Genomic DNA, 24931 nt, shown 5'->3' on the forward strand with positions numbered 1-24931 from the left:
CGCGGGGGGCGTCACCACCAACCGGTATTGGCCGCGATCTGGCGGCCCAATTCGCCTGCCATGGTTCGCACGTACGTGGGGGTCAGGTGGTGGGCGCCGTGGTAGATCAGCACGTTTCCCTCCACCGGCCGGCACACGTCGGCGCGGCAGATCGCGTCGGACATGTCGAGCACCTTCAGCAGTGGGAACTGTGTGACGAAGTCGAGGGTCTGGTTGCGGTCGGACAGCGCGTCGGAGCGCTTCATCGAGCACGTTTGGGGGGTGCCGCCCTTCTTGGCCAGGCAGTCCGCGGGGTCGAACGGCTGGCCGTTCTTCACCAGCCACGGGGTGTCCCGCATGCCGAGGATCGGAATGTTGTTGTCCGAGAACTGTTGCCAGATCCCGATGTAGGTCGCCGGCATCACGTCGCCGGGCTTGATGTTCCACGGGCGGGTCGTCGTGGTGAACACGTAGTCGGGACGGTCGGCGATGACCTTGGCCATCGTCTGCTCCACCCAGTCCCGGCATTGCGGGTAGGCGGCGTTGTTGCCCATGATCAACGGGACTTCCTCGGTGGACAACGGGCAGCCCATCTTCAGATACGTCACCACCTTGAAGTGATGCATCTGGCCGAGCAGGTCCAGCGCGGGCAGCCAGTGTTCGGCGTGGGAGCCTCCCGCCAGCGCGATCGTGCGGTCGGCGGCCACGTCGCCGTAGGTGCACACGACGACGGCCGGGTTGACGAAGTCGCTGATGCAGCCGTCGCGGGTGGAGGCCGGCAGGTCGTCCTTGACCTCCAGCACGGTGGGTCGCATCGGCAGCGCGGGCACCCGCACGTGTTCGGTCAGGGCGCGCGCACCGGGGTAGTCCTGCGGGTTGAGGACGCTGAGCTCCTTGCCCGCGGCGCGCAGGACGGTGACGTGCTGGCGCCACGTGAACGACGTCGCGGTCAACGTCACGGCGAGCAGCGCGATCGCGGTACCCAGCGCCATCGTCGGCCTGGGCAGGCGCGCCAGCCACGCGGGCGCGGGCGCCGGCGACCTGCCGGAGGTGCGGTGGCGCAGCGGGTCCTCGACGGTCCGGGTGGTCAGGTGCGCCAGGACTCCCGAGACCAGCAACACCGCACTGCCTTCGACGAAGCCGGCGTGCCGGTGCCCGGTGAAAGACAGCCAGAAGATCAGCAGCGGCCAGTGCCAGAGGTACAGCGAGTACGCCATCGCGCCCAACGCGACCAGCGGCCGCGCCGCCAGCAGTCGGCTCGGCAGCGGCAGCCGGTGGGTGGCGGCGGAACCGCTCCGGAGGTTGGCCCCGGCGAGAATCATCACCATGGTGGCCCCGACGGGCACCAGGGCCCACGGGCCGGGGAATTCCTTGACGCCGTCGATCAGGGCCCCGCAGGACACGATCGCGGCCAGCGCGACCGTGGCCAGCACCGTTCGCAACCACATCGGCCACCGGATCGCCGGCACCAGCGCACCGACCAGCGCGCCGAGCAGCAACTCCCAGCCGCGGGCGAAGCTGTTGTAGTAGGCGGCCGCCTGGTTGTCCTGGTGCGCGACGATCGCGTAGACGAAGGAGGCCACCGTCAGCGCCGTGAGCAACGCGAGGAACAGGGTGCGCAGGTGGGCACCCAACGGTCGTCGGAACAGGTACGCGCACCCGGCGATCAACAGCAGGAAGCCGACATAGAACTGGCCCTGCACCGACATGGACCAGATGTGCTGCAGCGGGCTGACCGCCTCGCCGGCGCGCAGGTAATCCGAGGCGGTGTTGGCCAGCTCCCAATTCTGGTAGTAGCCGAGGCTGGCCAGGCTCTGGTCGGCGAAGGTCTCCCAGCGGGTCTCCGGCTGCACCAGGATCGTCAGCACCGCGCAGCCGGCCAGCACCACGACCAGCGCGGGGACCAGGCGGCGGACGAGCCGGATCACTTCCGCCACCGGCGACAGGGTGACGGCCGGGTTCAGGGCCGCGCGAATGACTTTGCCGCCGAAGAAGAATCCGGACAGCGCCAGGAAGACGTCGACGCCGCCGGAGACCCGGCCGAACCAGACGTGGAACACGGCGACCAGCGCGATCGCGATGCCCCGTAAGCCGTCGAGGTCGTAGCGGTAAAAACCCGCATCACGCGCGCCCGTCGCGACGGGCTCCGCGGTCGCAATCGGTCGGGGAGAGGGGGACAGGGTCGACATGATCGACCGCTAATTTACCGAAAACCGCCACCCGCCCCCGTTCAGGAGCAGGTGGCGGCGTTCGGGAGTGCCGGGAGGTTACCGGGTGGTGCCGGGGGTCGCGGGCAGGAACGGCGATTGCTGGGCGGGCACCAACTGCACCGGTGCCTGTTGCGCCGGCGCTTGCTGCGTGGGCAGCTGAGGCGGCGCGGCCTGAGGCAGTGGAGCCTGAGGCAGCGTGGCCCGAGGCGCCGGGGCCTGCTGTGCCGGCACCTGCCGGGTGGGCACCTGCTGCACCGGGGCCTGCTGCAGCGGGGCCTGCGCCGACTGCTGTTGCAACGGCGCCTGCTGCACCGGGGCCTGCTGGGTGGGGAGTTGCTGGACCGGCGGCTGCTGCAGCGGTGCTTGCTGCGTCGGCGCCTGCTGCACCGGGGCCTGCTGGGTGGGGAGTTGCTGGACCGGCGGCTGCTGCAGCGGCGCCTGCTGCGTCGGCGCCTGCTGGGCCGGCGCCTGGGTCGGGGCCTGCTGCGGGAGCGGCTGGACGGGCGCCGAAGGAACCCCGAGCACCCGGACCAGATAGGGCGTCATGCCGTTGGCCCGGACCGGCGACACCTGGACGACGTCGCCGACCTCGAGCATCTGGTTGTTGCCCAGGTACATCGCGACGCTTTGGGTGCCTTCGGGGCCGTAGAAGATCATGTCGCCCTTGTGCGCCTGCTGTGGCAGCACCTTCTGGCCGACCTTGTAGATCGCCCCCGACGACCGCGGCAGCTTGATGCCGGCGCCGGCGTAGGCGTACTGCATCAGGCCCGAGGCGTCGAATCCGACGGTGTTGATGCCCGTCCCGGTGCCGCGGGTCGGCCCGTTGATGCCGCCGCCGGCCCAGGAAAACGGCACGCCGCGCTGCGAGAGCCCGCGCGCGATGACCACGTCGGTGGCCTGCTGGTAGTCCATCGGCCGGGTGCCCGGGTCGGCGGACGCGATCGCAGCGGCGACCATCGGGGCCGCAAGCATCGCCAAACCGATCGCGAAGGCGTAGATGCGTTTCATTTGTCTGGCCTCTCAGGGGCTCACTGGCTTCAGCGCGGTGACTTCACGCGTCCGCCGCCGATCCATGACTCGGGCGGCGGCCCCCACGTTGGGGCCGGCGCCGCTGCATGACACTTGCGGATGTGAACCGCGGCCCGGAAGCCCAGTTTTCACACCAGTCACTGTTGCCACTTTGACAACAGAAGGTGTTAGCCGCCAGGCCCGGGCGGGATTTTTTGTCGTACCGTGACCGGACGGTGACTGGCCGGGCCAATCTTGTGTGCGCAGTTGTGATTTCGGTCTCAGTCGGGCGCACGGCGGCCGAGCCGCCGCGGCGGCCCGCCTACAGCCAATAGCGTTCGCTGAAGGTGGTCAGCAGAGAACCCACGACGGAGCTGACCATGATCAAGGTGAGGGCCAGGACCGGCCAGAACGACATGTACCAGCCCTTCAGCATGGACACGAGCGGACCCAGCACCGCGGCGGCTACCGCCGCGCCGATGCCGCCCCACACCACCGGGCGGATGTAGTAGTCGATGCCGAAGGGCACCATCCCGCACGTCTCGTCGGCGCACACGTGCTCGAGGAACCCGAACAGGCGGTCCGGCCAGGTCGTCGCGGTGCCCAGCACGACGAGCACCACCAACAGCGCGACGGTGCAGATGACGTCCCACGGCGCCAGGCGCAGCCGGATGACCCGCGGCGCCTCGTCCTCGTAATTGACCAGCGGGGAAGCGGTGTTCGCGGTCGGCGAGCGGCCCGCGGCGGGTTCGGCGGGCGGGTGCGGCGTGGCCATCGGTTCCCATGCTCCCCGATGGGCGGCCGTTCTGCGACTCGGCTGCTCTACCCTCGATCACTATGCCTGCGGTCAGGGCCGGGCTGACGCCCCAGCAGATCAGCGCGATCGACGAAGCGCACCTCTGGCACCCGTACAGCACCATCGGCGGCGAAGCCGTCGCGCCGGTGGTGGCCGTCGCCGCCCGCGGCGCCTGGCTGACCCTGATCCGGGACGGCACGCCGATCGAGGCGCTCGACGCGATGAGCTCCTGGTGGACGGCGATCCACGGGCACGGCCATCCCGTGCTGGACGCGGCGCTGACCAGGCAGTTGGGTGTGATGAACCACGTCATGTTCGGCGGGCTGACCCATGAACCGGCCGCACGGCTGGCGCAGCTGCTGGTCGACATCACCCCGGCGGGACTGGACACGGTGTTCTTCAGCGACTCCGGGTCGGTGTCGGTCGAGGTCGCGGTCAAGATGGCGCTGCAGTACTGGCGCAGCCGGGGCCGGCCCGGTAAGCACCGGCTGATGACGTGGCGGGGCGGCTACCACGGCGACACCTTCACCCCGATGAGCGTCTGCGACCCCGACGGCGGCATGCACTCGTTGTGGACCGACATCCTGGCCCGCCAGGTGTTCGCCCCGCAGGTGCCGCGCGGCTACGACCCCGCCTACAGCGCGGCCTTCGGGCGGCAACTCGCCCAGCACGCCGGGGAGCTCGCGGCCGTCATCGTCGAGCCGGTGGTGCAGGGCGCGGGCGGGATGCGCTTCCACGACCCCCGCTACCTGCGCGACCTGCGCGAGCTGTGCCGGCGGCACGACGTGCTGTTGATCTTCGACGAGATCGCCACCGGGTTCGGCCGCACCGGCGAGCTGTTCGCGGCCGACCACGCCGGGGTCAGCCCCGACATCATGTGCGTCGGCAAGGCGTTGACCGGCGGTTATGTCACCCTGGCGGCCACGCTGTGCGGCACCCACATCGCGCACACCATCAGCACCGGCGAGGCGGGCGCGCTGATGCACGGGCCCACCTTCATGGCCAACCCGCTGGCCTGCGCGGTCTCGGTGGCCAGCGTCGAACTGCTGCTGGCCCAGGACTGGCGGGCGCGGGTCGCCGGGATCGCCGCGGGCCTGCGGGCCGGGCTGGAACCCGCCCGCGCGCTGCCCGGCGTCGCCGACGTGCGGGTGTGCGGCGCGATCGGCGTGATCGAGTGCGCCCATCCCGTCGACCTGGCCATCGCCACCCCGGCGGCAATGGACCGCGGCGTCTGGCTGCGCCCGTTCCGCAATCTCGTCTACGCGATGCCGCCCTACATCTGCTCCGACGACGAGATCGCCCAGATCACCTCGGCGATGGTCGAGGTCGCGCGCCTGGTCGGCTCTCGTAGTCTTTAGGGCGATGAAGGCACCGATCGAAGTGTCGCCGCTGGCGTGGCTGGACGCGGTGGAGCGGCAGCGCCGCGAGGCCGGGCTGCGTCGCTCGTTGCGGCCGCGGCCCGCCGTGGCCACCGAGCTGGACCTGGCGTCCAACGACTATCTCGGCCTGTCCCAGCATCCCGACGTGATCGAGGGCGGCGTCGCCGCCCTGCGGATGTGGGGCGCCGGGGCCACCGGATCCCGCCTGGTCACCGGCGACACCGAACTGCACCAGCAGTTCGAGTCCGAGCTCGCCGAGTACGTCGGCGCGTCGGCGGGTCTGCTGTTCTCGTCGGGCTACGCCGCGAACCTGGGCGCGGTCGTCGGCCTGTCGGGCCGGGGGTCGCTACTGGTGTCCGACGCGCTGTCGCACGCGTCCCTGGTCGACGCCTGCCGGCTGTCGCGGGCCCGGGTGGTGGTCACGCCGCACCGCGACGTCGATGCGGTGGACGCCGCCCTCGCCGCGCGCGAGGAGGAGCGCGCCGTCGTCATCACGGAGTCGGTGTTCAGCGCCGACGGGGCGCTGGCGCCGCTGCGGGAGCTGCACGAGGCCTGCCGCCGCCACCGCGCGCTGCTGATCGTCGACGAGGCCCACGGCCTCGGCGTGCGCGGCGACGGGCGCGGGCTGCTGCACGAGCTCGGGCTGGCGGGCGCCCCGGACGTGGTGATGACGACGACGCTGTCCAAGGCGCTCGGCAGCCAGGGCGGCGCGGTGCTCGGGCCGGCGGCGGTGCGCGCGCACCTGATCGACGCCGCGCGGACGTTCATCTTCGACACCGGCCTGGCGCCCGCCGCGGTGGGCGCCGCCCGGGCCGCGCTGACCGTGCTGCGCGCCGAGCCGTGGCGACCCGGGGCGGTGCTGCGGCACGCCCGCATCCTGGCCGAGGTGTGCGACGTTCCCGACGTCCCACATTCGGCGGTGGTCTCGGTGATCCTGGGCGACCCCGAGGTGGCCCTGGCCGCCGCGACCGCCTGCCTGGACGCCGGCGTGAAGGTCGGCTGCTTCCGGCCCCCGACCGTGCCCGCCGGCACGTCGCGGCTGCGGCTGACCGCGCGCGCGTCGCTGGACGCCGCCGAGCTCGAGATCGCCCGGCGGGTGCTCACCGACGTCCTCGCGGTGACGCGCCCTTGACCGTCCTGGTCGTCACGGGCACGGGCACCGGGGTCGGCAAGACGGTCGTCACGGCGGCCCTGGCGTGCCACGCCCGGCAGGCCGGCCTCGACGTCGCGGTGTGCAAGCCGGTGCAGACCGGCACCGACGCCGGCGACGACGACCTTGCCGAGGTGGCCCGGCTGTCCGGCGTGACCGAGCTGGCCGGGCTGGCCCGCTACCCCCAACCCCTGGCTCCGGCCGCCGCCGCCGAGCTGGCCGGCGCGCCGCTGCCCACCCGCGAGCAGGTGCTGCGTCTGATCGCCGGCCTGGACCGCCCGGGGCGGCTGACACTGGTGGAGGGGGCCGGCGGGCTGCTGGTCGAGCTCGCCGCCGCGGGCGTCACGCTGCGCGACCTCGCCGCCGAGCTGGGCGTCGCGGCTCTGGTCGCGGTCACCGCGGAGCTCGGTACCCTCAACCACACCGCGCTGACCCTGGAAGCGCTTGCCGCGCATGGCGTTCCGTGCGCCGGGCTGGTCATCGGGAGCTGGCCGGAACGCCCCGGGCCGGCGGAGGCCTCGAACCGCATCGCGCTGGACCGGCTTGGCCCGCTACGGGCCGCGCTGCCTGCGGGCGCCGGGTCGATGGACGCCGCGCGGTTCGCGGCCGTGAGCGCGGCGGCGTTCGACCGCGGCTGGGTCACCGCCCTGGCCCGCTGATGGTGCACTCGATCGAGCTGCTCTTCGACGCCGAGACCGAGGCGACGATCCGTGGGCTCTGGGACGCGCTGGCCGGCGCCGGGATACCGAGCCAGGCGCCGGCGGGGCGGCCGCACGTCACGCTCGCGGTGGCCGATCGCATCGCCGATGAGGCCGACGCCGCGCTGCGGCCGCTGACCGACCGGCTGCCCCTTGGCTGCGCCGTTGGCGCGTCCTTGCTGCTCGGGCGCTCCAGCGCGATCCTGGCCCGGCTCATCGTGCCGACGGCGCGGCTGCTCGATTTCCACGCCGAGGTGCACCGGCTGTGCGGCGAGCACCTGGACCCCGCGCCGGCCCCCACCAGCCTGCCCGGTCAGTGGACGCCGCACGTCACGCTGGCCCGCCGCGTCGGGGGGCCGGCGCTGAGCCGCGCGCTGCGCATCGCGGGGCGGCCCCCGCTGGTCGAGGGCGCCTTCGCCGGCTTGCGGCACTGGAACGGCGAGAAGAAGGTCGACTACCTGATCGGCTAACCGCCGAACGGCAGGTACTGGCCGGTGGACGTGTAGCCCAGTGCGGACGGGGCACGGTGGTGAGATACCCCGGCGGAGGTCACCTGCCGCGGCCGTTACCCTACTTTGAACACTTTTATTCGCACTGCCCCGACCGGGGGCAGGGTGGCCGCGTGCTCGGCCGCCGATGATGCAGGGGAGTACTGGTGACTCAAGCGGCAACCCGACCGGCGACCGGCGCCCACGACGCGGACATCCTGGCGGTTGCGCGGGAACAGGTACTCGAGCGCGGCGAGGGGCTGAGCCGGGACCAGGTGCTGCGGGTGCTGCAGCTGCCCGACGACCGGCTCGACGACCTGCTGGCGCTCGCCCACGAGGTGCGGATGCGTTGGTGCGGGCCCGAGGTCGAGGTCGAGGGCATCATCAGCCTCAAGACCGGCGGTTGCCCGGAGGACTGTCACTTCTGCTCGCAGTCGGGGCTGTTCGCCTCGCCGGTGCGCAGCGCCCGCCTGGACATCCCCAGCCTGGTGGAGGCCGCCAAACAGACCGCCAAGTCCGGGGCGACCGAGTTCTGCATCGTGGCCGCCGTGCGCGGGCCCGACGAGCGGTTGATGGCCCAGGTCGCCGCCGGCATCGAGGCCATCCGCAACGAGGTCGAGATCAACGTCGCCTGCTCGCTGGGCATGCTGACGGCCGAGCAGGTGGAGCAGCTCGCGGCGATGGGCGTGCACCGCTACAACCACAACCTGGAGACCGCCCGCTCGTTCTTCACCAACGTCGTCACCACCCACACCTGGGAAGAGCGCTGGCAGACCCTGTCGATGGTGCGCGACGCCGGCATGGAGGTGTGCTGCGGCGGCATCCTGGGCATGGGCGAGACGCTCGAACAGCGGGCGGAGTTCGCCGCCGAACTGGCCGAGTTGGGGCCCGACGAGGTGCCGCTGAACTTCCTCAACCCGCGCCCCGGTACGCCGTTCGGCGACCTGGAGGTGCTGCCGGTGCCCGAGGCGCTGAAGTCGGTGGCGGCGTTCCGCCTGGCGTTGCCGCGCGCCATGCTGCGATTCGCCGGCGGCCGCGAGATCACCCTGGGCGACCTGGGCGCGAAGCAGGGCATCCTGGGCGGCATCAACGCCGTGATCGTCGGCAACTACCTGACCACGCTCGGTCGCCCGGCCGAGGCCGATCTGGAGCTGCTCGACGACCTGCAGATGCCGATCAAGGCGCTCAACGCGACCCTGTAAGCGACGTGGACACCGTGGTTCGGCATCTGGGCGCGCCCGTCAGCGCCGGCGTCTACAACGTCTACACCGGGGAGTTGGGCGGCACCGCCGTGCCGACGGCGGCGCAGTTGGGCCTGGAGCCGCCCCGGTTCTGCGCGGAGTGCGGACGCCGGATGGTGGTGCAGGTGCGCCCGGACGGCTGGCGGGCGCGGTGTTCGCGGCACGGCGAGGTCGACTCGGTCGACCTGGAGGTGCAGCGGTGAGCGAGCACGCGGAAGCGCGGTCGCCCGCGGCCGTCCCGCCCGCGGCGCGGGCCCGCGCCGTCGTCATCGCCGGGCTGGGCTCGGCGCTCGCCGGTGTGTTGGTCGGCGGGCTGTGGGCGTGGATCGCCCCGCCGGTCCACGCGGTCGTGGCGCTCACCCGGGCGGGCGAACGGGTCCACGACTACCTTGGCGACGAATCCGAGCACTTCTTCGACGCGCCGTGCCTGATGCTGGGACTGCTGACGGTGCTGGCCGTGGTGGTGGCGGTGTTGGCGTGGCAGTGGCGCGCGCACCGCGGGCCGGGGATGGTCGTCGCGCTGTCGACCGGCATGGTGACCGCCGCGGCGGCCGCGGCCGCGACGGGGGCGGCGCTGGTCCGGATCAGCTACGGCGCGCTGAACTTCGACGCGGTGCCGCTGTCCAAGGGTCCGTCGGTGGCCTACGTCGTTCAGGCGCCCCCGGTGTTCTTCGCGGACCATCCGCTGCAGGTGGCGCTGACCCTGTTGTGGCCCGCGGCCATCGCCGCGCTGGTGTACGCGGTGCTGGCCGCCGCCGACGCCCGCGACGACCTGGGCGCCCTGCCAGCGGGTGGCGGGTCTCCCGGTGCGGTGCCGGTCCCGGCCTCGTTATAGCGGACGGCGGTCGATCCTGCGGCCGAGGACGACCTTGGCGGCGATCTTGGCCAGCCGCGCCATCCCGACGTAGGTCATCGGGTGGAACATGGTCGGCCAGGTGGTCCGGATCAGGTGCTCGGTCAGCGGCCGGCGGTCGAATCGGTCGGTGAGCCAGCGCAGCGTCATCGGCGCCGACAGCGGGTGCAGGAGCATGTGCTCGTTGAACGCGTCCCGGTGGTAGGTGACCTGCGCGCCGCCGGCCGAGTAGGCGTCGGCGAGCACGTCGATGTCGTTGACGTCGATGAGGTAATCGTGGACGGCCTGCACGATCAGCACCGGGGGCGTCGGCACCGCGACCCCGAGCTTGATGTTCTCGAAGACGTGCATGACCTCGGGGGTCGACAGGATGGCATCCAGCGGCTCGTCGAGGTAGTCGCCCATGTTCTTGCCGGCCATCCGGACGACCGCCTCGACGGTGGTCATCTTCTCCAGCGACTCGAGCAGGGCGCGGCCCTCCTCGTTGCTGTGTTCCTTGATCACCCGGTCCAGCTCGGGGTAGATGTGCGCGAGCGCGGCCACCACCAGCGCGGGCAGGCCCGACAGGAAACTGCCGTTGAGCCTGCGGAAGGTATTGCCCAGGTCGCCGACGGGTGATCCCAGCACCGCACCGACGATGTCCAGCTCGGGCGCGTACTCGGCGCACACCTCGGCCGCCCAGGCGCTGGCCAGCCCGCCGCCGGAGTATCCCCACAGGCCGATGGGCGCGGACGCCGAAAGTCCGAGGCGTTCCGAACCCAGCGCGGCCCGGATGCCGTCCAGGACGCGGTAACCGGGTTCGTACGGCGCGCCCCACAGGCCCTGCAGCCCCTCGTGGTCGGGCACCGAGACGGCCCAGCCCTCGGCGACGGCGGCGGTGATCAGGAAGAGTTCCAGCTGGCCGATCGACCCGAGCGCCTTCGCCCGGCGCCGCAGCGCGTAGGACGGGAAGCAGCGGGACGACACGGCGTCGATCGCGCACTGGTAGGACAGCAGCGGGCAGGGGCGCTCCGGGGCGAGCTCGGCCGGAACGATCACCGTGGTGACGGTCGCCTCGGGCTCGCCATTCATGTCCATCGTCCGGTAGAGCAGCTGGACGGCCTTGACGGGCTGCGGGATCAGTCCCAGAAACGCCAGCTCGACGTCGCGCGAGCGCAGCACCGTCCCGGGCTCGGCGTGCTGGAAGCCCAGCGGCGGCTGATAGAACGGGTCGTCCGAAGGCAGCAGCGGCCGTACCTTGCGCTGCAGTTCCTCGTGCGGCGGCCGGGCGATCCACTCCGCGCCGCGCGTGCCCGCCAGATTGCCGAGCTCTGCCATCGAGGCTCCCTTCTAGGCCATCGGCGCATTCTCGCGCACGAACGGCAGGTAACCAAAACGTAATCGCCGCGTTGTGAGCGACTTCTTGTCAGGGCGCGCGGGTCAGCTGCGCCACTGACGTCGATCCACCGGCGTCCCCCGAAGACGCTTTCCGCAAGCTTAACGGAGCCTTACCGGGTGGGGCCGCGGTCAAACCTGGCTGGGCTGCCCCGGGGGCCGCAGCGCGGCGAATTCATCGGTGACCCGGAGCCGGGAGTCGGTGAAGTGGTAGAGCGCCGCCGGGCGCCCCCCGCTGCGGCCCGACTGCGCGATGGTGCCGGTCTGGCTGATCACGCCGCGGCGGACCAGCACCCGCTGCAGGTTGGTCGCATCGACCTGATAGCCCAGCGCGGCGCCGTAGATGTCGCGCAGCGTCGAAAGCGCGAATTCCTTTGGGGCCAAGGCAAATCCGAGGTTGGTGTAGGAGAGCTTGGCGATCAGCCGCGCGTGGGCGTGCGTCACCATCGGGGCGTGGTCGAAGGCCATCGGCGGCAGGCAGCTGACCGGATGCCAGCGGGTGTCCGGCGGCAGCTCGGGGGTGGCGGGGGAGGGCACCAATCCCAGGAAGGTCGACGCGATCACCCGTGCGCCCGGCACCCGGTCGGGGTCGGAGAACACCGCCAGCTGCTCCAGGTGCGCCAGTTCCCTGAGGTCCACCTTCTCGGCCAGCTGCCGCAGCACCGAGGTGGTCATGTCCTCGTCGTTGCGCAGCCGCCCGCCCGGCAGCGACCAGGCGCCGCGCTGCGGGTCCTTGGCACGCTGCCATAACAGCACGTTAAGCTGCGGTTTCTCCGCCGAGCAGCCCTTCGTAACCTGCTCTGTGACATGGCGAACCTGGAATACGACCGCGAGCACTTCGTGGGCGGTGTTACCATGGGCCATGTTTTCGATTATAAGTCGAAAACCTCCCGGCCTGAAAGGAGCCCCCATGACGGTCCTGAATCGCATGGACACGCTCGCCGAAGACATGATCGCCGACATCACGAATTCACCCGCCGGCTACGCCGGAGTGGACGGCGACGCGCAGTGGGCCGCCGAGATTCGCCGGCTCGCGAAGCTGCGCGGCGCCACCGTGCTCGCGCACAACTATCAGCTGCCCGCCATCCAGGACGTCGCCGACCACGTCGGCGATTCGCTGGCGCTGTCGCGGATCGCCGCCGAGGCGCCCGAGGACACCATCGTGTTCTGCGGGGTGCACTTCATGGCCGAGACCGCCAAGATCCTCAGCCCCGGCAAGACGGTCCTCATCCCGGACCAGCGGGCCGGCTGCTCGCTGGCCGACTCGATCACCCCCGACGAACTGCGCGCCTGGAAGGACGAGCACCCCGGCGCCGTCGTCGTGTCCTACGTCAACACCACCGCCGCGGTGAAGGCGCTCACCGACATCTGCTGCACGTCCTCCAACGCGGTCGACGTGGTCGAGTCCATCGACCCCGACCGCGAGGTGCTGTTCTGCCCGGACCAGTTCCTCGGCGCCCACGTCCGCCGGGTGACCGGCCGCACCAACATGCACGTCTGGGCCGGCGAATGCCACGTGCACGCCGGCATCAACGGCGACGAGCTGTCCGAGCAGGCCCGCGCGAACCCCGACGCCGAGCTCTACGTGCATCCCGAATGCGGTTGTGCCACTTCGGCGTTGTATCTCGCCGGCGAGGGCGCGTTCCCGGCGGACCGGGTGAAGATCTTGTCCACCGGCGGCATGCTCGACGCCGCGCACCAGACGCACGCCCGCAAGGTGCTGGTCGCCACCGAGGTCGGCATGCTCCACCAGCTGCGCCGGGCCGCCCCACAGGTCGACTTCCGCGCGGTCAACGACCGGGCGTCCTGCAAGTACATGAAGATGATCACGCCCGCGGCCCTGCTGCGCTGCCTGGTGGAGGGCGCCGACGAGGTCGACGTCGACCCGGACATCGCGGCGGCGGGCCGGCGCAGCGTGCAACGCATGATCGAGATCGGCCAGCCGGGCGGCGGCGAATGATCGTCCGCCCCGACTGGACGCACAGCGCCGACGTCGTCGTCATCGGTACCGGCGTCGCGGGATTGGCCGCGGCGCTGGCCGCGCATCGCGCCGGCCGCAGCGTCGTCGTGCTGAGCAAGGCCGACCAGGCCCAGGGGGGCACCGCGACCCATTACGCGCAGGGCGGCATCGCCGTTGTCCTGCCCGGCAACGACGACTCGGTGGAGGCCCACGTGGCCGACACCCTGGCGGCCGGCGCCGGCCTGTGCGACCCAGACGCCGTGAGCTCGATCGTGGCCGACGGCTACCGGGCGGTGTCCGAATTGGTCGGCGCCGGAGCGCGATTCGACGAGGCGATCCCGGGCCGCTGGGACGTGACGCGCGAGGGCGGGCACTCGCGGCGGCGGATCGTGCACGCCGGCGGCGACGCCACCGGGGCCGAGGTGCAGCGGGCGCTCGACCGCGCCGCGGCCCGCCTGGACATCCGCACCGGCCATGTGGCCCTGCGGGTGCTGCACGACGAGGCCGCCGTCACGGGGGTGCTGCTGGGCAGTGTCGACGGCTACGGGATCATCAACGCCCCCGCGGTGATCCTGGCCTCCGGCGGGCTCGGCCACCTCTACGGCGCGACCACCAATCCCGCCGGCTCCACCGGCGACGGGGTCGCGTTGGCGCTGTGGGCCGGTGTCGCGGTCAGCGACCTCGAGTTCATCCAGTTCCACCCGACCATGCTGTTCGCCGGCGCGGCCGGCGGGCGGCGCCCGCTGGTCACCGAGGCCATCCGCGGCGAAGGAGCCATACTCGTTGACCGGCAAGGCAATTCGGTGACGGCCGGTGTTCACCCGATGGGCGATCTGGCGCCGCGTGACGTCGTCGCCGCGGCCATCGACACCCGGCTGAAGGCCACCGGCGACCCGTGCGTGTTCCTCGACGCGCGGGGCATCGAGGGTTTCGCGAAACGGTTCCCGACCGTGACCGCCGCGTGCCGCGCCGCCGGCATCGACCCCGTCCGCCAGCCCATCCCGGTGGTGCCGGGCGCGCACTACAGCTGTGGCGGCGTCGTCACCGACGTGCACGGCCAGACCGAGCTGCCCGGCCTGTTCGCCGCGGGCGAGGTGGCGCGCACCGGACTGCACGGCGCCAACCGGCTGGCGTCCAACAGCCTGCTGGAGGGCCTGGTGGTCGGTGGCCGCGCGGGGAACGCGGCGGCGGCGCACGCGGTTTCGGCGGGGCGCGTCGCGGCGGCACTGCCCGAGCCGATCGCCCACACCGCCCCGGAGCGCGCCGCGCTGCAGGCCGCGATGAGCCGCGACGCCTCGGTGGTGCGCGACGCCGCCGGGCTCACCCGGTTGTCCGACACGCTGTCGGCGGCGGGGCCGCGCACCATCGCGGGCCGCCGCGACTTCGAGGACGTCGCGCTGGCGGTGGCCGCCCGCGCGGTGACCGCTGCGGCCCTGGCCCGCAACGAGAGCCGCGGCTGCCACCACCGCGCCGAATACCCGGACCCGGCACCCGGACAGGCCGGCAGCAGCGTGCTGCGGCTGGGCGACGACCGGAACTCGGTGCTGGTGGAGGCGCTGGCGGCGGTGGGCTGATGATGCTGCCCGACGAGCGAAGCGCCGCTCAGGACACCATCCGGCGCGCGCTGGACGAAGATTTGCGCTACGGGCCCGACGTCACCACCTTGGCGACAGTGCCCGCCGGCGCGGTGGCCACGGCATCGATGGTTCCCCGGGAGCCGGGCGTGATCGCCGGCGTCGAGGTCGCGCTGCTGGTTCTCGACGCCGTCCTCGCCGGCGGCTACGAGGTGCTGCACGGCGTCGAGGACGGCGCCCGGCTGCAGCCCGGCGAACCGGTGCTGACCGTCCGGGCGGACACCCGCGGCCTGCTGACCGCGGAGCGGACCATGCTGAACCTGGTCTGTCACCTGTCGGGGATCGCCACCGCGACGGCGGCCTGGGTCGAGGCGGTGGAGGGCACCAAGGCGAAGGTGCGCGACACCCGCAAAACCCTGCCGGGGCTGCGCGCGCTGCAGAAGTACGCGGTGCGGGTCGGCGGCGGCGTCAACCACCGGCTGGGGCTCGGGGATGCGGCGCTGATCAAGGACAACCACGTGGTGGCCGCGGGGTCGGTGGTCGACGCGCTGCGCGCGGTGCGCGAGGCGGCGCCGGACCTGCCGTGCGAGGTGGAGGTGGACTCCCTCGAACAGCTGGACCAGGTGCTGGCCGAGAAGCCGGAACTGGTGCTGCTGGACAACTTCCCGGTGTGGCAGACGCAGATGGCCGTGCAACGCCGTGACACGCGCGCCCCCGCCGTCCTGCTCGAGTCCTCCGGCGGGCTCAGCCTGGAGAACGCCGCCACCTACGCCGCGACCGGGGTGGACTACCTGGCCGTCGGCGCCCTGACGCACTCGGTGCGCGCGCTCGACGTCGGCCTGGACATGTAGGGGCCTCGGGACCCGCGCTCAGCGTGCGCCCAGGGCCTTGGCTGTGCGTCTAGGGCGGAGAAATCGCGAAAAGGCCGCCTTCGGCGCACACGCAAAGCCCTCAGCGCACGCGCGAAGGGGCCGGTTCAGGCGATGTCGCCGACGAAGACGCCGATCCGTCGCAGCTGCATGCGAGCCATCCGCGGCAGGCGCTCGGCGTCGGGGCCCTCGGTGCCGGCCGGCAGGATCCGCGGGTTGGTGATGTGCACCACCCTGTTGCGGCTGAACGCCACGTCGGCCTCGCCGGCCGCCAGGACGTTCTTGACCCAGTTGGTCTTGCCGTGGCCCAGCGCGATCGCCAGCACGTTCCCCTTGCGGTAGGGGGTGATGATCGTCTCGTACGGCGTGCCGGAGGTGCGGCCGCGGTGCTTAATGGTCGCCGTCCCCGGCAGGAAGCGGGCGATCGGCTTGACCGCCGGATTGAAATACTTGATCTGGAAGCGCTCGAACCAGGGCGGGAACACCATCGGGACGCCCGGGGCGTTGTTGGGGTGATCCTTCGCGGGCATGGCGGCTCCCTGAGTTGGACGGGCCTTCTAGCGGCACTGTACCGGTCGGATATCGACTTGAGTTGCTCTGGGACAATGGAGGCGATGAGTACCCCTTCGGCACAAGTGATGGCCCGCATCGACCTGCGGGGCGTCGAGCTGACGCCTGCGCTGCTGCGGTCGGCGCTGCCTCGCGGGGGCGCCGATGTGGAGAGCGTGCTGCCCAAGGTGCGGCCGATCGTGCAGGCCGTCGCCGAGCGCGGCGCCGAGGCGGCGCTGGAGTTCGGGGAATCGTTCGACGGCGTGCGGCCCGCGGCCGTCCGGGTGCCCGGGGCGGCGCTGCGGGCGGCGCTGGACGGGCTGGCGCCCGACGTGGTCGAGGCCCTGCGGGTGATGATCGAACGCGCCCGCGCCGTGCACGCCGACCAGCGGCGCGCCGACGTCACCACCACCCTGGGCCCGGGCGCGACGGTCACCGAACGGTGGGTCCCCGTCGAGCGGGTGGGCCTGTACGTGCCCGGCGGCAACGCGGTTTATCCGTCCAGTGTGGTGATGAACGTGGTCCCCGCCCAGGTTGCCGGGGTCGACTCGCTGGTGGTCGCCAGCCCGCCGCAGGCGCGTTTTGGCGGCCTGCCGCATCCGACGATCCTGGCCGCCGCCCGGTTGCTCGGGGTCGATGAGGTGTGGGCGGTCGGCGGCGCGCAGGCGGTGGCGCTGCTGGCCTACGGCGGCACCGACACGGACGGGCAGGAGCTGGCGCCGGTCGACATGATCACCGGGCCGGGCAACATCTACGTCACCGCCGCCAAGCGACTGTGCCGCTCCCGGGTGGGTATCGACGCCGAGGCCGGCCCGACCGAGATCGCCATCCTCGCCGACCACTCCGCCGACCCCGCCCACGTGGCCGCCGACCTGATCAGCCAGGCCGAACACGACGAGATGGCGGGCAGCGTGCTGGTCACGCCCAGCGCGGAGCTGGCCGCCGCCACCGACACCGAGGTGGCCACGCAGTTGCGCACGACCGTGCACCGCGACCGGGTGGCCGCCGCGCTCGGTGGCCGCCAGTCGGCGATCATCCTGGTCGACGACCTGGACGCCGGCGTCCAGGTGGTCAACGCCTACGCCGCCGAACACCTGGAGATCCAGACCGTCGACGCGGCGGATGTCGCCGGCCGGATCCGTTCGGCCGGAGCCATTTTCGTCGGACCGTACTCGCCGGTGAGCCTCGGCGACTACTGCGCCGGGTCCAATCACGTGCTGCCGACCGCCGGCTCGGCCCGGCACTCCAGCGGCCTGTCGGTGCAGACCTTCCTGCGCGGCATCCACGTCGTCGACTACACCGAGGCCGCGCTCAAGGACGTCTCGGGGCACGTGGTCACGCTGGCCAAGGCCGAGGACCTGCCGGCGCACGGCGAGGCGATCCGGCGGAGGTTCGAGCGATGACCGAAGCCAGGGAACCCACCCTCGACGACCTGCCGCTGCGCGACGACCTGCGCGGCAAATCGCCCTACGGCGCACCGCAATTGGCGGTGCCGGTGCGGCTGAACACCAACGAGAACCCGCACCCGCCCAGCCGGGCGCTGGTGGACGACGTGGTGCGGTCGGTGGCCGAGGCGGCCGCCGACCTGCATCGCTATCCCGACCGGGACGCGATGGACCTGAGAAGCGACCTGGCCGCCTACCTCACCGCCCAGACCGGCGTCCCACTCGGGCTGGAAAACGTCTGGGCGGCAAACGGATCCAACGAGATCCTGCAACAGCTACTGCAGGCCTTCGGCGGGCCCGGGCGCACCGCCATCGGTTTCGTCCCGTCCTACTCGATGCACCCGATCATCTCCGACGCCACCCGCACCGAGTGGCTGGAGGGGGTTCGCGCCGACGACTTCAGCCTGGACGTCGACGCCGCCGTCGCCGCCATCGCCGAGCGCCGGCCCGACGTGGTCTTCATCGCCAGCCCCAACAACCCGTCCGGGCAGAGCGTTTCGCTGCCGGATCTGCGGCGGCTGCTCGACGCGGTGCCGGGCATCCTGATCGTCGACGAGGCCTACGGCGAGTTCTCCTCGCAGCCCAGCGCCGCGGGGCTGGTGCGGGAGTATCCGGCCAAGCTCATCGTCACCCGCACCATGAGCAAGGCGTTCGCCTTCGCCGGCGGGCGGCTCGGGTACCTGATCGCCACGCCCGCGGTGATCGACGCGATGCTGCTGGTGCGGCTGCCCTACCACCTGTCGTCGGTCACCCAGGCCGCGGCCCGGGCCGCCCTGCGTCACGCCGACGACACCCTGGGGAGCGTCGCCACCCTGATCGCCGAACGCGAGCGCGTCACGAAAGCGTTGAGCGGCATGGGTTTCCGGGTGATCCCCAGCGACGCGAACTTCGTGCTGTTCGGTGAATTCGCCGACGCCCCGGCCACCTGGCAGCGCTACCTGGACGCCGGCGTCCTGATCCGCGACGTCGGGATCCCCGGTTACCTGCGCGCCACGACGGGGCTGGCCGAGGAGAACGACGCGTTCCTGCGGGCCAGCGCGCAGATCGCCGCCACCGAAATGGCCCCAGCCACCCCAGTAGGAGCCCCGTGACCACCGTTGCCACCCGGCGCGCGCGTATCGAGCGCCGCACCAAGGAATCCGACATCGTCATCGAGCTCGACCTCGACGGCACCGGGCGGGTCCAGGTCGACACCGGTGTGCCGTTCTACGACCACATGCTGACGGCGCTGGGCACCCACGCCAGCTTCGACCTGACCGTCCGCACGAAGGGCGACGTCGAAATCGAGGGCCACCACACCATCGAGGACACCGCGATCGCGTTGGGGCAGGCGCTCGACCGGGCGCTGGGCGACAAGCGCGGCATCCGCCGGTTCGGCGACGCCTTCATCCCGATGGACGAGACGCTGGCCCACGCCGCCGTCGACGTGTCCGGCCGGCCCTATTGTGTGCACACCGGTGAGCCGGATCACTTGCAGCACACCACCATTGCGGGTAGCTCGGTGCCCTACCACACGGTCATCAACCGGCACGTGTTCGAGTCGCTGGCCATGAATGCCCGCATCGCGCTGCACGTGCGTGTCCTGTATGGGCGCGACCCGCACCACATCACCGAGGCGCAGTACAAGGCGGTGGCCCGCGCGTTGCGCCAGGCCGTCGAGCCCGATCCCCGGGTGTCGGACGTGCCGTCCACCAAAGGTGTTCTGTGACGCAACCATCCGTCGTCGTCCTGGATTACGGCTCCGGCAATTTGCGGTCGGCCCAGCGCGCGTTGCAGCGGGCGGGCGCGTCGGTCGAGGTGACCGCCGACCCCGACGCCGCGGCGGCCGCCGACGGGCTGGTGGTGCCCGGCGTGGGCGCCTTCGAAGCGTGCATGACCGGCCTGCGCCGGGTGCACGGGGACCGCATCATCGCCGACCGGGTCGCCGCAGGCCGCCCGGTGTTGGGGGTCTGCGTCGGCATGCAGATCCTCTTCGACAGCGGCATCGAATTCGGCGTGCAGACAACGGGTTGCGGCCAGTGGCCGGGAGAGGTCACCCGGCTGGATGCGCCGGTGATCCCGCACATGGGCTGGAACGTGGTCGACGCCGGGGCCGGCAGCACCCTGTTCAAGGGCCTGGACGCCGACACCCGGTTTTATTTCGTGCACTCCTACGCCGCGCAGCGCTGGGAGGGCTCGCCCGACGCCGTGCTCACCTGGGCCACCCACGGGGTGCCGTTTCTGGCCGCCGTCGAGCAAGGGCCGCTGTCGGCGACCCAGTTTCACCCGGAAAAGAGTGGCGACGCCGGTGCCGCGGTGCTGCGTAACTGGGTGGAGGCACTGTGATGCCCTCCGCGAAACTGTATTCCGCTACGCGAATGTCGAGAGGGTGCGTCGCCAGTTGCAGTCTCGGCGCGAAGGAGAAAGCGTGTTGATCTTGTTGCCCGCGGTCGACGTGGTCGAGGGCCGCGCCGTGCGGCTGGTCCAGGGCAAGGCCGGCAGCGAAACCGAGTACGGCTCGGCGCTGGACGCGGCGCTGGGCTGGCAGCGCGACGGCGCGGAATGGATCCACCTGGTCGACTTGGACGCGGCGTTCGGGCGGGGCTCGAACCGCGAACTGCTCGCCGAGGTGGTGGGCAAGCTGGACGTGCGGGTGGAGCTGTCCGGCGGGATCCGGGACGACGATTCGCTGGCCGCGGCGCTGGCCACCGGCTGCGCCCGGGTCAACCTGGGCACGGCGGCGCTGGAGAACCCGCAATGGTGCGCCCGCGCGATAGGCGAGCATGGCGACAAGGTCGCCGTCGGCCTGGACGTCCAAATCGTCGACGGCGCGCACCGGTTGCGCGGACGCGGCTGGGAAACCGACGGCGGCGACCTGTGGGAGGTGCTGGAACGCCTTGACGGCGAGGGCTGTTCGCGCTTCGTGGTCACCGACGTCACCAAGGACGGCACGCTCGGCGGACCCAACCTCGACCTGCTGGCCGCGGTCGCCGACCGCACCGACGCCCCGGTGATCGCGTCCGGCGGCGTGTCGAGCCTGGACGACCTGCGCGCGATCGCCACCCTCACCGACCGCGGGGTCGAGGGCGCCATCGTCGGCAAAGCCCTCTACGCCGGGCGGTTCACGCTGCCGCAGGCGCTGGCCGCGGTCGCGGGGTAGGGCGGCCATGGACCTGGACGCGTTGGTGCAGACGGCGTCGACGATCCTCGACGACGCCACCGAGCCGTTCCTCGCCGGCCATCGCGCCGATTCGGCCGTCCAGAAGAAGGGCAACGATTTCGCCACCGACGTGGACCTCGCGATCGAGCGGCAGGTGGTCGCCGCGCTGTCGGAGGCCACCGGAATCGGCGTGCACGGCGAGGAGTTCGGCGGCACCGACGTCGACTCGGAATGGGTGTGGGTGCTCGACCCCGTCGACGGCACGTTCAACTACGCGGCCGGCTCGCCGATGGCGGGGATCCTGCTGGGCCTGCTGCACCGCGGCGACCCGGTCGCCGGGCTGACCTGGCTGCCGTTCGTCGACCAGCGCTACACCGCGGTGGTGGGCGGGCCGTTGCTGAAAAACGGTGTCGCACAGCCGCCGCTGGCCCACATCGACCTGGCCGACGCCCTGATCGGCGCCGGCTCGTTCAGCGCGGACGCCCGGGGCCGGTTCCCGGGGCGTTACCGGATCGCGGTGCTGGAGAACCTGAGCCGGGTCTCCTCCCGGCTGCGCATGCACGGTTCCACCGGGCTCGACCTCGCCTACGTCGCCGACGGAGTGCTCGGGGGCTCGATCAGTTTCGGTGGCCACGTATGGGACCACGCCGCCGGCGTCGCACTGGTGCGGGCGGCGGGCGGCGTCGTCACCGACGTGCACGGCGACCCGTGGACACCCGCGTCGGATTCCGCGCTGGCCGCGGGGACCCGCGCGCACGCCGAGATACTCGAGGTTCTGCGCAGCACGGGCCGGCCGGAGGACTACTGACATGACTTCCGGCAACGGCCTTGCGGTGCGGGTCATTCCGTGCCTGGACGTCGACGCCGGCCGCGTCGTCAAGGGGGTCAACTTCGAGAACCTGCGCGACGCGGGCGATCCCGTCGAGCTGGCCGCAGCGTACGACGCCGAGGGCGCCGACGAACTCACCTTCCTCGACGTCACCGCCTCGTCGTCGGGTAGGGCCACCATGCTGGACGTGGTGCGCCGCACGGCCGAGCAGGTGTTCATCCCGCTGACCGTCGGCGGCGGGGTCCGCACGGTGGCCGACGTCGACGTCCTGCTGCGCGCGGGCGCCGACAAGGTTTCGATCAACACGGCCGCGATCGCCCGGCCCGACCTGTTGGAGGAAATGGCAAGGCAATTCGGCTCGCAATGCATCGTGCTGTCGGTCGACGCCCGCACGGTCCCTCCGGAATCGGTGCCGACCCCGTCCGGGTGGGAGGTCACCACCCACGGCGGGCGCCGAGGAACGGGAATCGACGCCGTCGAATGGGCCTCGCGCGGCGCCGATCTGGGCGTGGGGGAGATCCTGCTGAACTCGATGGACGCCGACGGCACCAAGGCCGGATTCGACCTGCCCATGCTGCAGGCGGTGCGCTCGGCGGTCACGGTGCCGGTGATCGCCAGCGGCGGTGCGGGCGCGGCCGAGCACTTCGCGCCCGCGGTGGCCGCCGGCGCCGATGCGGTGCTGGCGGCGAGCGTCTTTCACTTCCGCGAGCTGACCATCGGCCAGGTGAAGGCGGCGATGGCCGCCGAGGGGATCACGGTGCGATGACGCTGGATCCGCAGATCGCCGCGCGGCTGAAGCGCAACGCCGACGGGCTGTTCACCGCCGTCGTGCAGGAGCGCGGCACCGGCGACGTGCTGATGGTCGCCTGGATGGATGACGCCGCCCTGGCGCGCACCCTGGAAACCCGTGAGGCGACGTACTATTCGCGCTCCCGCGGCGAGCAGTGGGTCAAGGGCGCGACGTCCGGGCACACGCAACACGTGCATTCGGTGCGGCTGGACTGCGACGGCGACACCGTGCTGCTGACGGTCGACCAGGTGGGCGGCGCCTGCCACACCGGGGACCACAGCTGCTTCGACGCCGATATGCTGCTGCACCCGGAAGGCTAGGGCCTCGGCGCACAACCGATGGCACTAATTCGCGGTGCGCTGCCGGCGCTGGGCGGCGGCCAAGAATTCCGCCCAGGACACCACGTCGGAGTGCTGCCTGAGCAGGGCCCGGCGCTGGCGTTCGGTCATCCCGCCCCAGACGCCCCACTCGACCCGGTTGTCCAGAGCTTCGGCGCCGCACTCGAGGATTACCGGGCAGTGCCGGCAGATCGCGGTGGCCTTCCTCTGCGCGGCGCCGCGCGCGAACAACCCGTCCGGGTCGCCGGTGCGACAGAGCGCTTTCGAAACCCAGGCGGCGCGGTCCTCGGCCTCCGCGCTGCGGAGATGGTTGCGTGCTGAATTGTCGGTGCCGATTGATGCGGCGATCCGGGACGCTAACATCGCTTCCCCCTTCGCTCCGGCCGTGCTGATGCGCAGCGCTCGGATATGCTCTTGACTTTCCTCCGGCCGAGCCCGTGCAACCCTGAGGCGAATGTTGCGACCGTACGAAACGCGGTCGCCCGAAACGTAGGGGCTTTTGTCGCAACCGTCCGAGGACTTTCGGCTCAAGGGTCGTTGCGGACCCGTCGTCGCCCGACCCGGCGAACCGGGACCGCGGTCGGGCGCGCAGGAGTCGCCGGATCGCGTGCGTTCGAAGAGAATGGCGGTCGATGTTGAGACGGGTGTCGTGGACCGCGGCCGTACCGCTGCTTGCCGTCGGCATGTTGGCGGCCATCTGGGGCGAGAAGCTGGGACCGGCGCTGGTGGCCTTGGCGGCGGCGTTTCTGATCGGCGCCGTGCTGGCCGCGGTGCACCACGCGGAGGTGGTCGCGGCCCGGGTCGGCGAGCCGTTCGGGTCGCTGGTGCTCGCGGCCGCGGTGACGGTGATCGAGGTGGCGCTCATCGTCGAGCTGATGGCGTCCGGGGGCAACGAGGCCGCGACCCTGGCCAGGGACACGGTGTTTGCGGCGGTGATGATCACCACCAACGGCATCGCGGGGCTGTCGCTGCTGCTGGGCTCCCGGCGCTACGGCGTCACGCTGTTCAACGCCGAGGGCAGCGGCGCCGCGCTGGCCACGGTCACCACCCTGGCGACGCTGAGCATGGTGCTGCCCGCGTTCACCACCAGCGGCTCGGGCAAGGAGTTCTCGCCCGGGCAGCTCACCTTCGCGGCGGTGGCCTCGCTGCTGCTGTACCTCGTCTTCGTCTTCACGCAGACGGTGCGGCACCGCGACTTCTTCCTGCCGGTCGCCCAGAAGGGCCAGAAACGACTGTTCGAGGACGAAAGCCATGCGGACCCGCCCAGCCGCAGCGCGGCGCTGGGCAGCCTGGGGCTCCTGCTTGTCGCGCTGGTCGCGGTGGTGGGCCTGGCCGAGGAGGAGTCGCCGGCTCTCGAGAGCGCGGTGACCGCGGTGGGTTTCCCGCAGTCCTTCGTCGGCGTGGTGATCGCCGCGCTGGTGTTGTTGCCCGAAACCCTATCGGCGGTGCGCGCGGCACGGCAGGGCCGCATCCAGACCAGCCTGAACCTGGCCTATGGGTCGGCGATGGCCAGCATCGGGCTGACCATCCCGGCGATCGCGCTGGCGTCGATCTGGCTGAAGGGACCCCTGGTGCTCGGCCTGGGCGCCATCCAGTTGGTGCTGCTCGCGCTCACCGTCGTGATCAGCATGCTGACGGTCATCCCCGGCCGGGCGACCCGCCTACAGGGCGAGCTGCACCTGGTGCTGCTCGCCGCCTACGTGTTCCTGGCGATCAGCCCCTGACGCTCACCGGGCGCGCAGCGTCGCCAACGCCTTGTCGGCGTGGGTGTCCATGTTGAACTCGCTGGAGATGACGTTGAGCACCGTGCGATCGGTGTCGATGACGAAGGTGGTGCGCTTGACCGGCATCAGCTTGCCCAGCAGGCCGCGCTTGACGCCGAACTGAGCGGCGACGGTGCCCTCGGCGTCCGACAGCAGCGGGTAGTCGAACTTCTGCATGTCGGCGAACTTGGCCTGCTTGGCCACCGGATCGGCGCTGATGCCCACGCGCTGGGCGCCCGCGGCGGCGAATTCGGCCCCCAGGTCCCGGAAATGGCAGGCCTCCTTGGTGCAGCCCGGCGTCATCGCGGCGGGGTAGAAGAACAGCACCACGGGCCCGCCGGCGAGCAGGTCGCTGAGTTTGCGCGGCGTCCCCGTCTGATCGGGAAGTTCGAAGTCCGCGACGGTGTCACCAGGTTTCATGCGTTTCTCCTATGTCAAGCCGCTGCCGGTTGGCAAGGCTTTGTTCGGATGTTGTGGTCGGTGTGGAGGTGATGGAACA

General features: G+C 71.6%; 26 protein-coding genes and 1 pseudogene. 19 read left to right on the top strand and 8 right to left on the bottom strand.

Annotated features, from left to right (window positions below):
* Positions 1 to 11 precede the first annotated feature (11 nt).
* From sucT to BST44_RS17000, 3 genes and pseudogenes are all read right to left on the bottom strand, one after another.
* Positions 12 to 2168, bottom strand: coding sequence for an acetyltransferase SucT (sucT, locus tag BST44_RS16990; protein ID WP_083178276.1), 2157 nt, complete (start codon positions 2166 to 2168; stop codon positions 12 to 14).
* A gap of 363 nt (positions 2169 to 2531) precedes the next feature.
* Positions 2532 to 3197, bottom strand: a pseudogene (ripD, locus tag BST44_RS16995) (NlpC/P60 family peptidoglycan-binding protein RipD); the annotation flags it as partial.
* A 322-nt stretch (positions 3198 to 3519) separates the two neighbouring features.
* Positions 3520 to 3972: a hypothetical protein gene (locus BST44_RS17000; protein ID WP_083178278.1), complete on the bottom strand. Its 453-nt coding sequence runs from the start codon at positions 3970 to 3972 to the stop codon at positions 3520 to 3522.
* Between the two features lie 62 nt (positions 3973 to 4034).
* On the opposite strand from BST44_RS17000, the gene BST44_RS17005 reads away from it, so the two are divergent.
* The 7 genes from BST44_RS17005 (at position 4035) to BST44_RS17035 (ending at position 9784) form a co-directional block, all read left to right on the top strand.
* On the top strand, positions 4035 to 5351 hold the full coding sequence (locus BST44_RS17005; RefSeq protein WP_083178279.1) for an adenosylmethionine--8-amino-7-oxononanoate transaminase: 1317 nt from the start codon (positions 4035 to 4037) through the stop codon (positions 5349 to 5351).
* 4 nt (positions 5352 to 5355) lie between these two features.
* Positions 5356 to 6504 (top strand): 8-amino-7-oxononanoate synthase, encoded by a 1149-nt coding sequence (locus BST44_RS17010; protein WP_083178280.1) that lies wholly within the window; start codon positions 5356 to 5358, stop codon positions 6502 to 6504.
* A complete protein-coding gene (bioD, locus tag BST44_RS17015) occupies positions 6501 to 7181 on the top strand; it encodes a dethiobiotin synthase (protein ID WP_083178281.1) in 681 nt (226 codons plus the stop codon). The genes BST44_RS17010 and bioD overlap by 4 nt, the downstream gene beginning before the upstream one ends.
* Positions 7181 to 7690, top strand: a complete 510-nt coding sequence (locus tag BST44_RS17020) for a 2'-5' RNA ligase family protein (protein WP_083178282.1) — start codon at positions 7181 to 7183, stop codon at positions 7688 to 7690. Before bioD ends, BST44_RS17020 begins: the two co-directional genes overlap by 1 nt.
* 185 nt (positions 7691 to 7875) lie before the next feature.
* Positions 7876 to 8910, top strand: a complete 1035-nt coding sequence (gene bioB, locus BST44_RS17025; protein ID WP_083178283.1) for a biotin synthase BioB — start codon at positions 7876 to 7878, stop codon at positions 8908 to 8910.
* A gap of 14 nt (positions 8911 to 8924) precedes the next feature.
* Positions 8925 to 9152: a biotin synthase auxiliary protein BsaP gene (gene bsaP, locus BST44_RS17030; protein WP_083178306.1), complete on the top strand. Its 228-nt coding sequence runs from the start codon at positions 8925 to 8927 to the stop codon at positions 9150 to 9152.
* Complete coding sequence (locus BST44_RS17035; RefSeq protein WP_083178284.1) at positions 9149 to 9784, top strand: DUF2567 domain-containing protein; 636 nt, start codon at positions 9149 to 9151, stop codon at positions 9782 to 9784. The genes bsaP and BST44_RS17035 overlap by 4 nt, the downstream gene beginning before the upstream one ends.
* On the opposite strand, the gene BST44_RS17040 is transcribed toward BST44_RS17035, so the two are convergent.
* Positions 9779 to 11119, bottom strand: coding sequence for a lipase family protein (locus BST44_RS17040; protein ID WP_083178285.1), 1341 nt, complete (start codon positions 11117 to 11119; stop codon positions 9779 to 9781). The two genes, BST44_RS17035 and BST44_RS17040, sit on opposite strands and share 6 nt — an antisense overlap.
* Before the next feature lie 189 nt (positions 11120 to 11308).
* Positions 11309 to 12040, bottom strand: coding sequence for an NUDIX hydrolase (locus BST44_RS17045; RefSeq protein ID WP_083178286.1), 732 nt, complete (start codon positions 12038 to 12040; stop codon positions 11309 to 11311).
* Positions 12041 to 12086: 46 nt separating this feature from the next.
* Here BST44_RS17045 and nadA point away from each other — a divergent pair, with 46 nt between their 5' ends.
* Genes nadA through nadC form a run of 3 tightly spaced genes read left to right on the top strand, consistent with a single transcriptional unit; the run spans position 12087 to position 15561 of the window.
* Complete coding sequence (gene nadA, locus BST44_RS17050) at positions 12087 to 13136, top strand: quinolinate synthase NadA (RefSeq protein ID WP_083178287.1); 1050 nt, start codon at positions 12087 to 12089, stop codon at positions 13134 to 13136.
* Positions 13133 to 14710 (top strand): L-aspartate oxidase, encoded by a 1578-nt coding sequence (locus tag BST44_RS17055; protein WP_083178288.1) that lies wholly within the window; start codon positions 13133 to 13135, stop codon positions 14708 to 14710. The genes nadA and BST44_RS17055 overlap by 4 nt, the downstream gene beginning before the upstream one ends.
* Positions 14710 to 15561, top strand: a complete 852-nt coding sequence (gene nadC / locus BST44_RS17060) for a carboxylating nicotinate-nucleotide diphosphorylase (RefSeq protein ID WP_083178289.1) — start codon at positions 14710 to 14712, stop codon at positions 15559 to 15561. Before BST44_RS17055 ends, nadC begins: the two co-directional genes overlap by 1 nt.
* Before the next feature lie 125 nt (positions 15562 to 15686).
* On the opposite strand, the gene BST44_RS17065 is transcribed toward nadC, so the two are convergent.
* Complete coding sequence (locus BST44_RS17065) at positions 15687 to 16109, bottom strand: nitroreductase family deazaflavin-dependent oxidoreductase (RefSeq protein ID WP_083178290.1); 423 nt, start codon at positions 16107 to 16109, stop codon at positions 15687 to 15689.
* A 105-nt stretch (positions 16110 to 16214) separates the two neighbouring features.
* Here BST44_RS17065 and hisD point away from each other — a divergent pair, with 105 nt between their 5' ends.
* The 8 genes from hisD to hisI all read left to right on the top strand — a co-directional run bounded on the left by hisD (position 16215) and on the right by hisI (position 22651).
* A complete protein-coding gene (gene hisD / locus BST44_RS17070) occupies positions 16215 to 17531 on the top strand; it encodes a histidinol dehydrogenase (RefSeq protein WP_167380218.1) in 1317 nt (438 codons plus the stop codon).
* The gene (locus BST44_RS17075; RefSeq protein ID WP_083178292.1) at positions 17528 to 18664 is read left to right on the top strand and encodes a histidinol-phosphate transaminase; all 1137 of its coding nucleotides are present in this window, start codon (positions 17528 to 17530) and stop codon (positions 18662 to 18664) included. The genes hisD and BST44_RS17075 overlap by 4 nt, the downstream gene beginning before the upstream one ends.
* Entirely contained in the window at positions 18661 to 19281 is a 621-nt protein-coding gene (gene hisB, locus BST44_RS17080) for an imidazoleglycerol-phosphate dehydratase HisB (protein WP_083178293.1), read from the top strand. Before BST44_RS17075 ends, hisB begins: the two co-directional genes overlap by 4 nt.
* The gene (gene hisH, locus BST44_RS17085; RefSeq protein WP_083178294.1) at positions 19278 to 19898 is read left to right on the top strand and encodes an imidazole glycerol phosphate synthase subunit HisH; all 621 of its coding nucleotides are present in this window, start codon (positions 19278 to 19280) and stop codon (positions 19896 to 19898) included. Before hisB ends, hisH begins: the two co-directional genes overlap by 4 nt.
* A gap of 82 nt (positions 19899 to 19980) precedes the next feature.
* Complete coding sequence (priA, locus tag BST44_RS17090) at positions 19981 to 20712, top strand: bifunctional 1-(5-phosphoribosyl)-5-((5-phosphoribosylamino)methylideneamino)imidazole-4-carboxamide isomerase/phosphoribosylanthranilate isomerase PriA (protein ID WP_083178295.1); 732 nt, start codon at positions 19981 to 19983, stop codon at positions 20710 to 20712.
* A 7-nt stretch (positions 20713 to 20719) separates the two neighbouring features.
* The gene (locus BST44_RS17095) at positions 20720 to 21520 is read left to right on the top strand and encodes an inositol monophosphatase family protein (RefSeq protein ID WP_083178296.1); all 801 of its coding nucleotides are present in this window, start codon (positions 20720 to 20722) and stop codon (positions 21518 to 21520) included.
* Position 21521: 1 nt separating this feature from the next.
* Entirely contained in the window at positions 21522 to 22307 is a 786-nt protein-coding gene (gene hisF, locus BST44_RS17100) for an imidazole glycerol phosphate synthase subunit HisF (protein WP_083178297.1), read from the top strand.
* Complete coding sequence (hisI, locus tag BST44_RS17105; RefSeq protein WP_083178298.1) at positions 22304 to 22651, top strand: phosphoribosyl-AMP cyclohydrolase; 348 nt, start codon at positions 22304 to 22306, stop codon at positions 22649 to 22651. Before hisF ends, hisI begins: the two co-directional genes overlap by 4 nt.
* A 24-nt stretch (positions 22652 to 22675) precedes the next feature.
* Here the strand turns inward: hisI and BST44_RS17110 are convergent, their stop codons facing one another.
* Positions 22676 to 23032 carry a WhiB family transcriptional regulator gene (locus tag BST44_RS17110; RefSeq protein ID WP_083178299.1) on the bottom strand — a complete coding sequence of 119 codons (357 nt, stop codon included), beginning with the start codon at positions 23030 to 23032 and terminating at the stop codon, positions 22676 to 22678.
* A 269-nt stretch (positions 23033 to 23301) separates the two neighbouring features.
* Between BST44_RS17110 and BST44_RS17115 the strand changes: the two genes are divergently transcribed.
* Positions 23302 to 24393 (top strand): calcium:cation antiporter, encoded by a 1092-nt coding sequence (locus BST44_RS17115; protein WP_083178300.1) that lies wholly within the window; start codon positions 23302 to 23304, stop codon positions 24391 to 24393.
* Between the two features lie 3 nt (positions 24394 to 24396).
* Here the strand turns inward: BST44_RS17115 and BST44_RS17120 are convergent, their stop codons facing one another.
* Positions 24397 to 24852, bottom strand: coding sequence for a peroxiredoxin (locus tag BST44_RS17120; RefSeq protein ID WP_083178301.1), 456 nt, complete (start codon positions 24850 to 24852; stop codon positions 24397 to 24399).
* Positions 24853 to 24931: the final 79 nt, after the last annotated feature.

The organism is Mycobacterium scrofulaceum, from assembly GCF_002086735.1.
Classification (GTDB): Bacteria; Actinomycetota; Actinomycetes; order Mycobacteriales; family Mycobacteriaceae; genus Mycobacterium; species Mycobacterium scrofulaceum.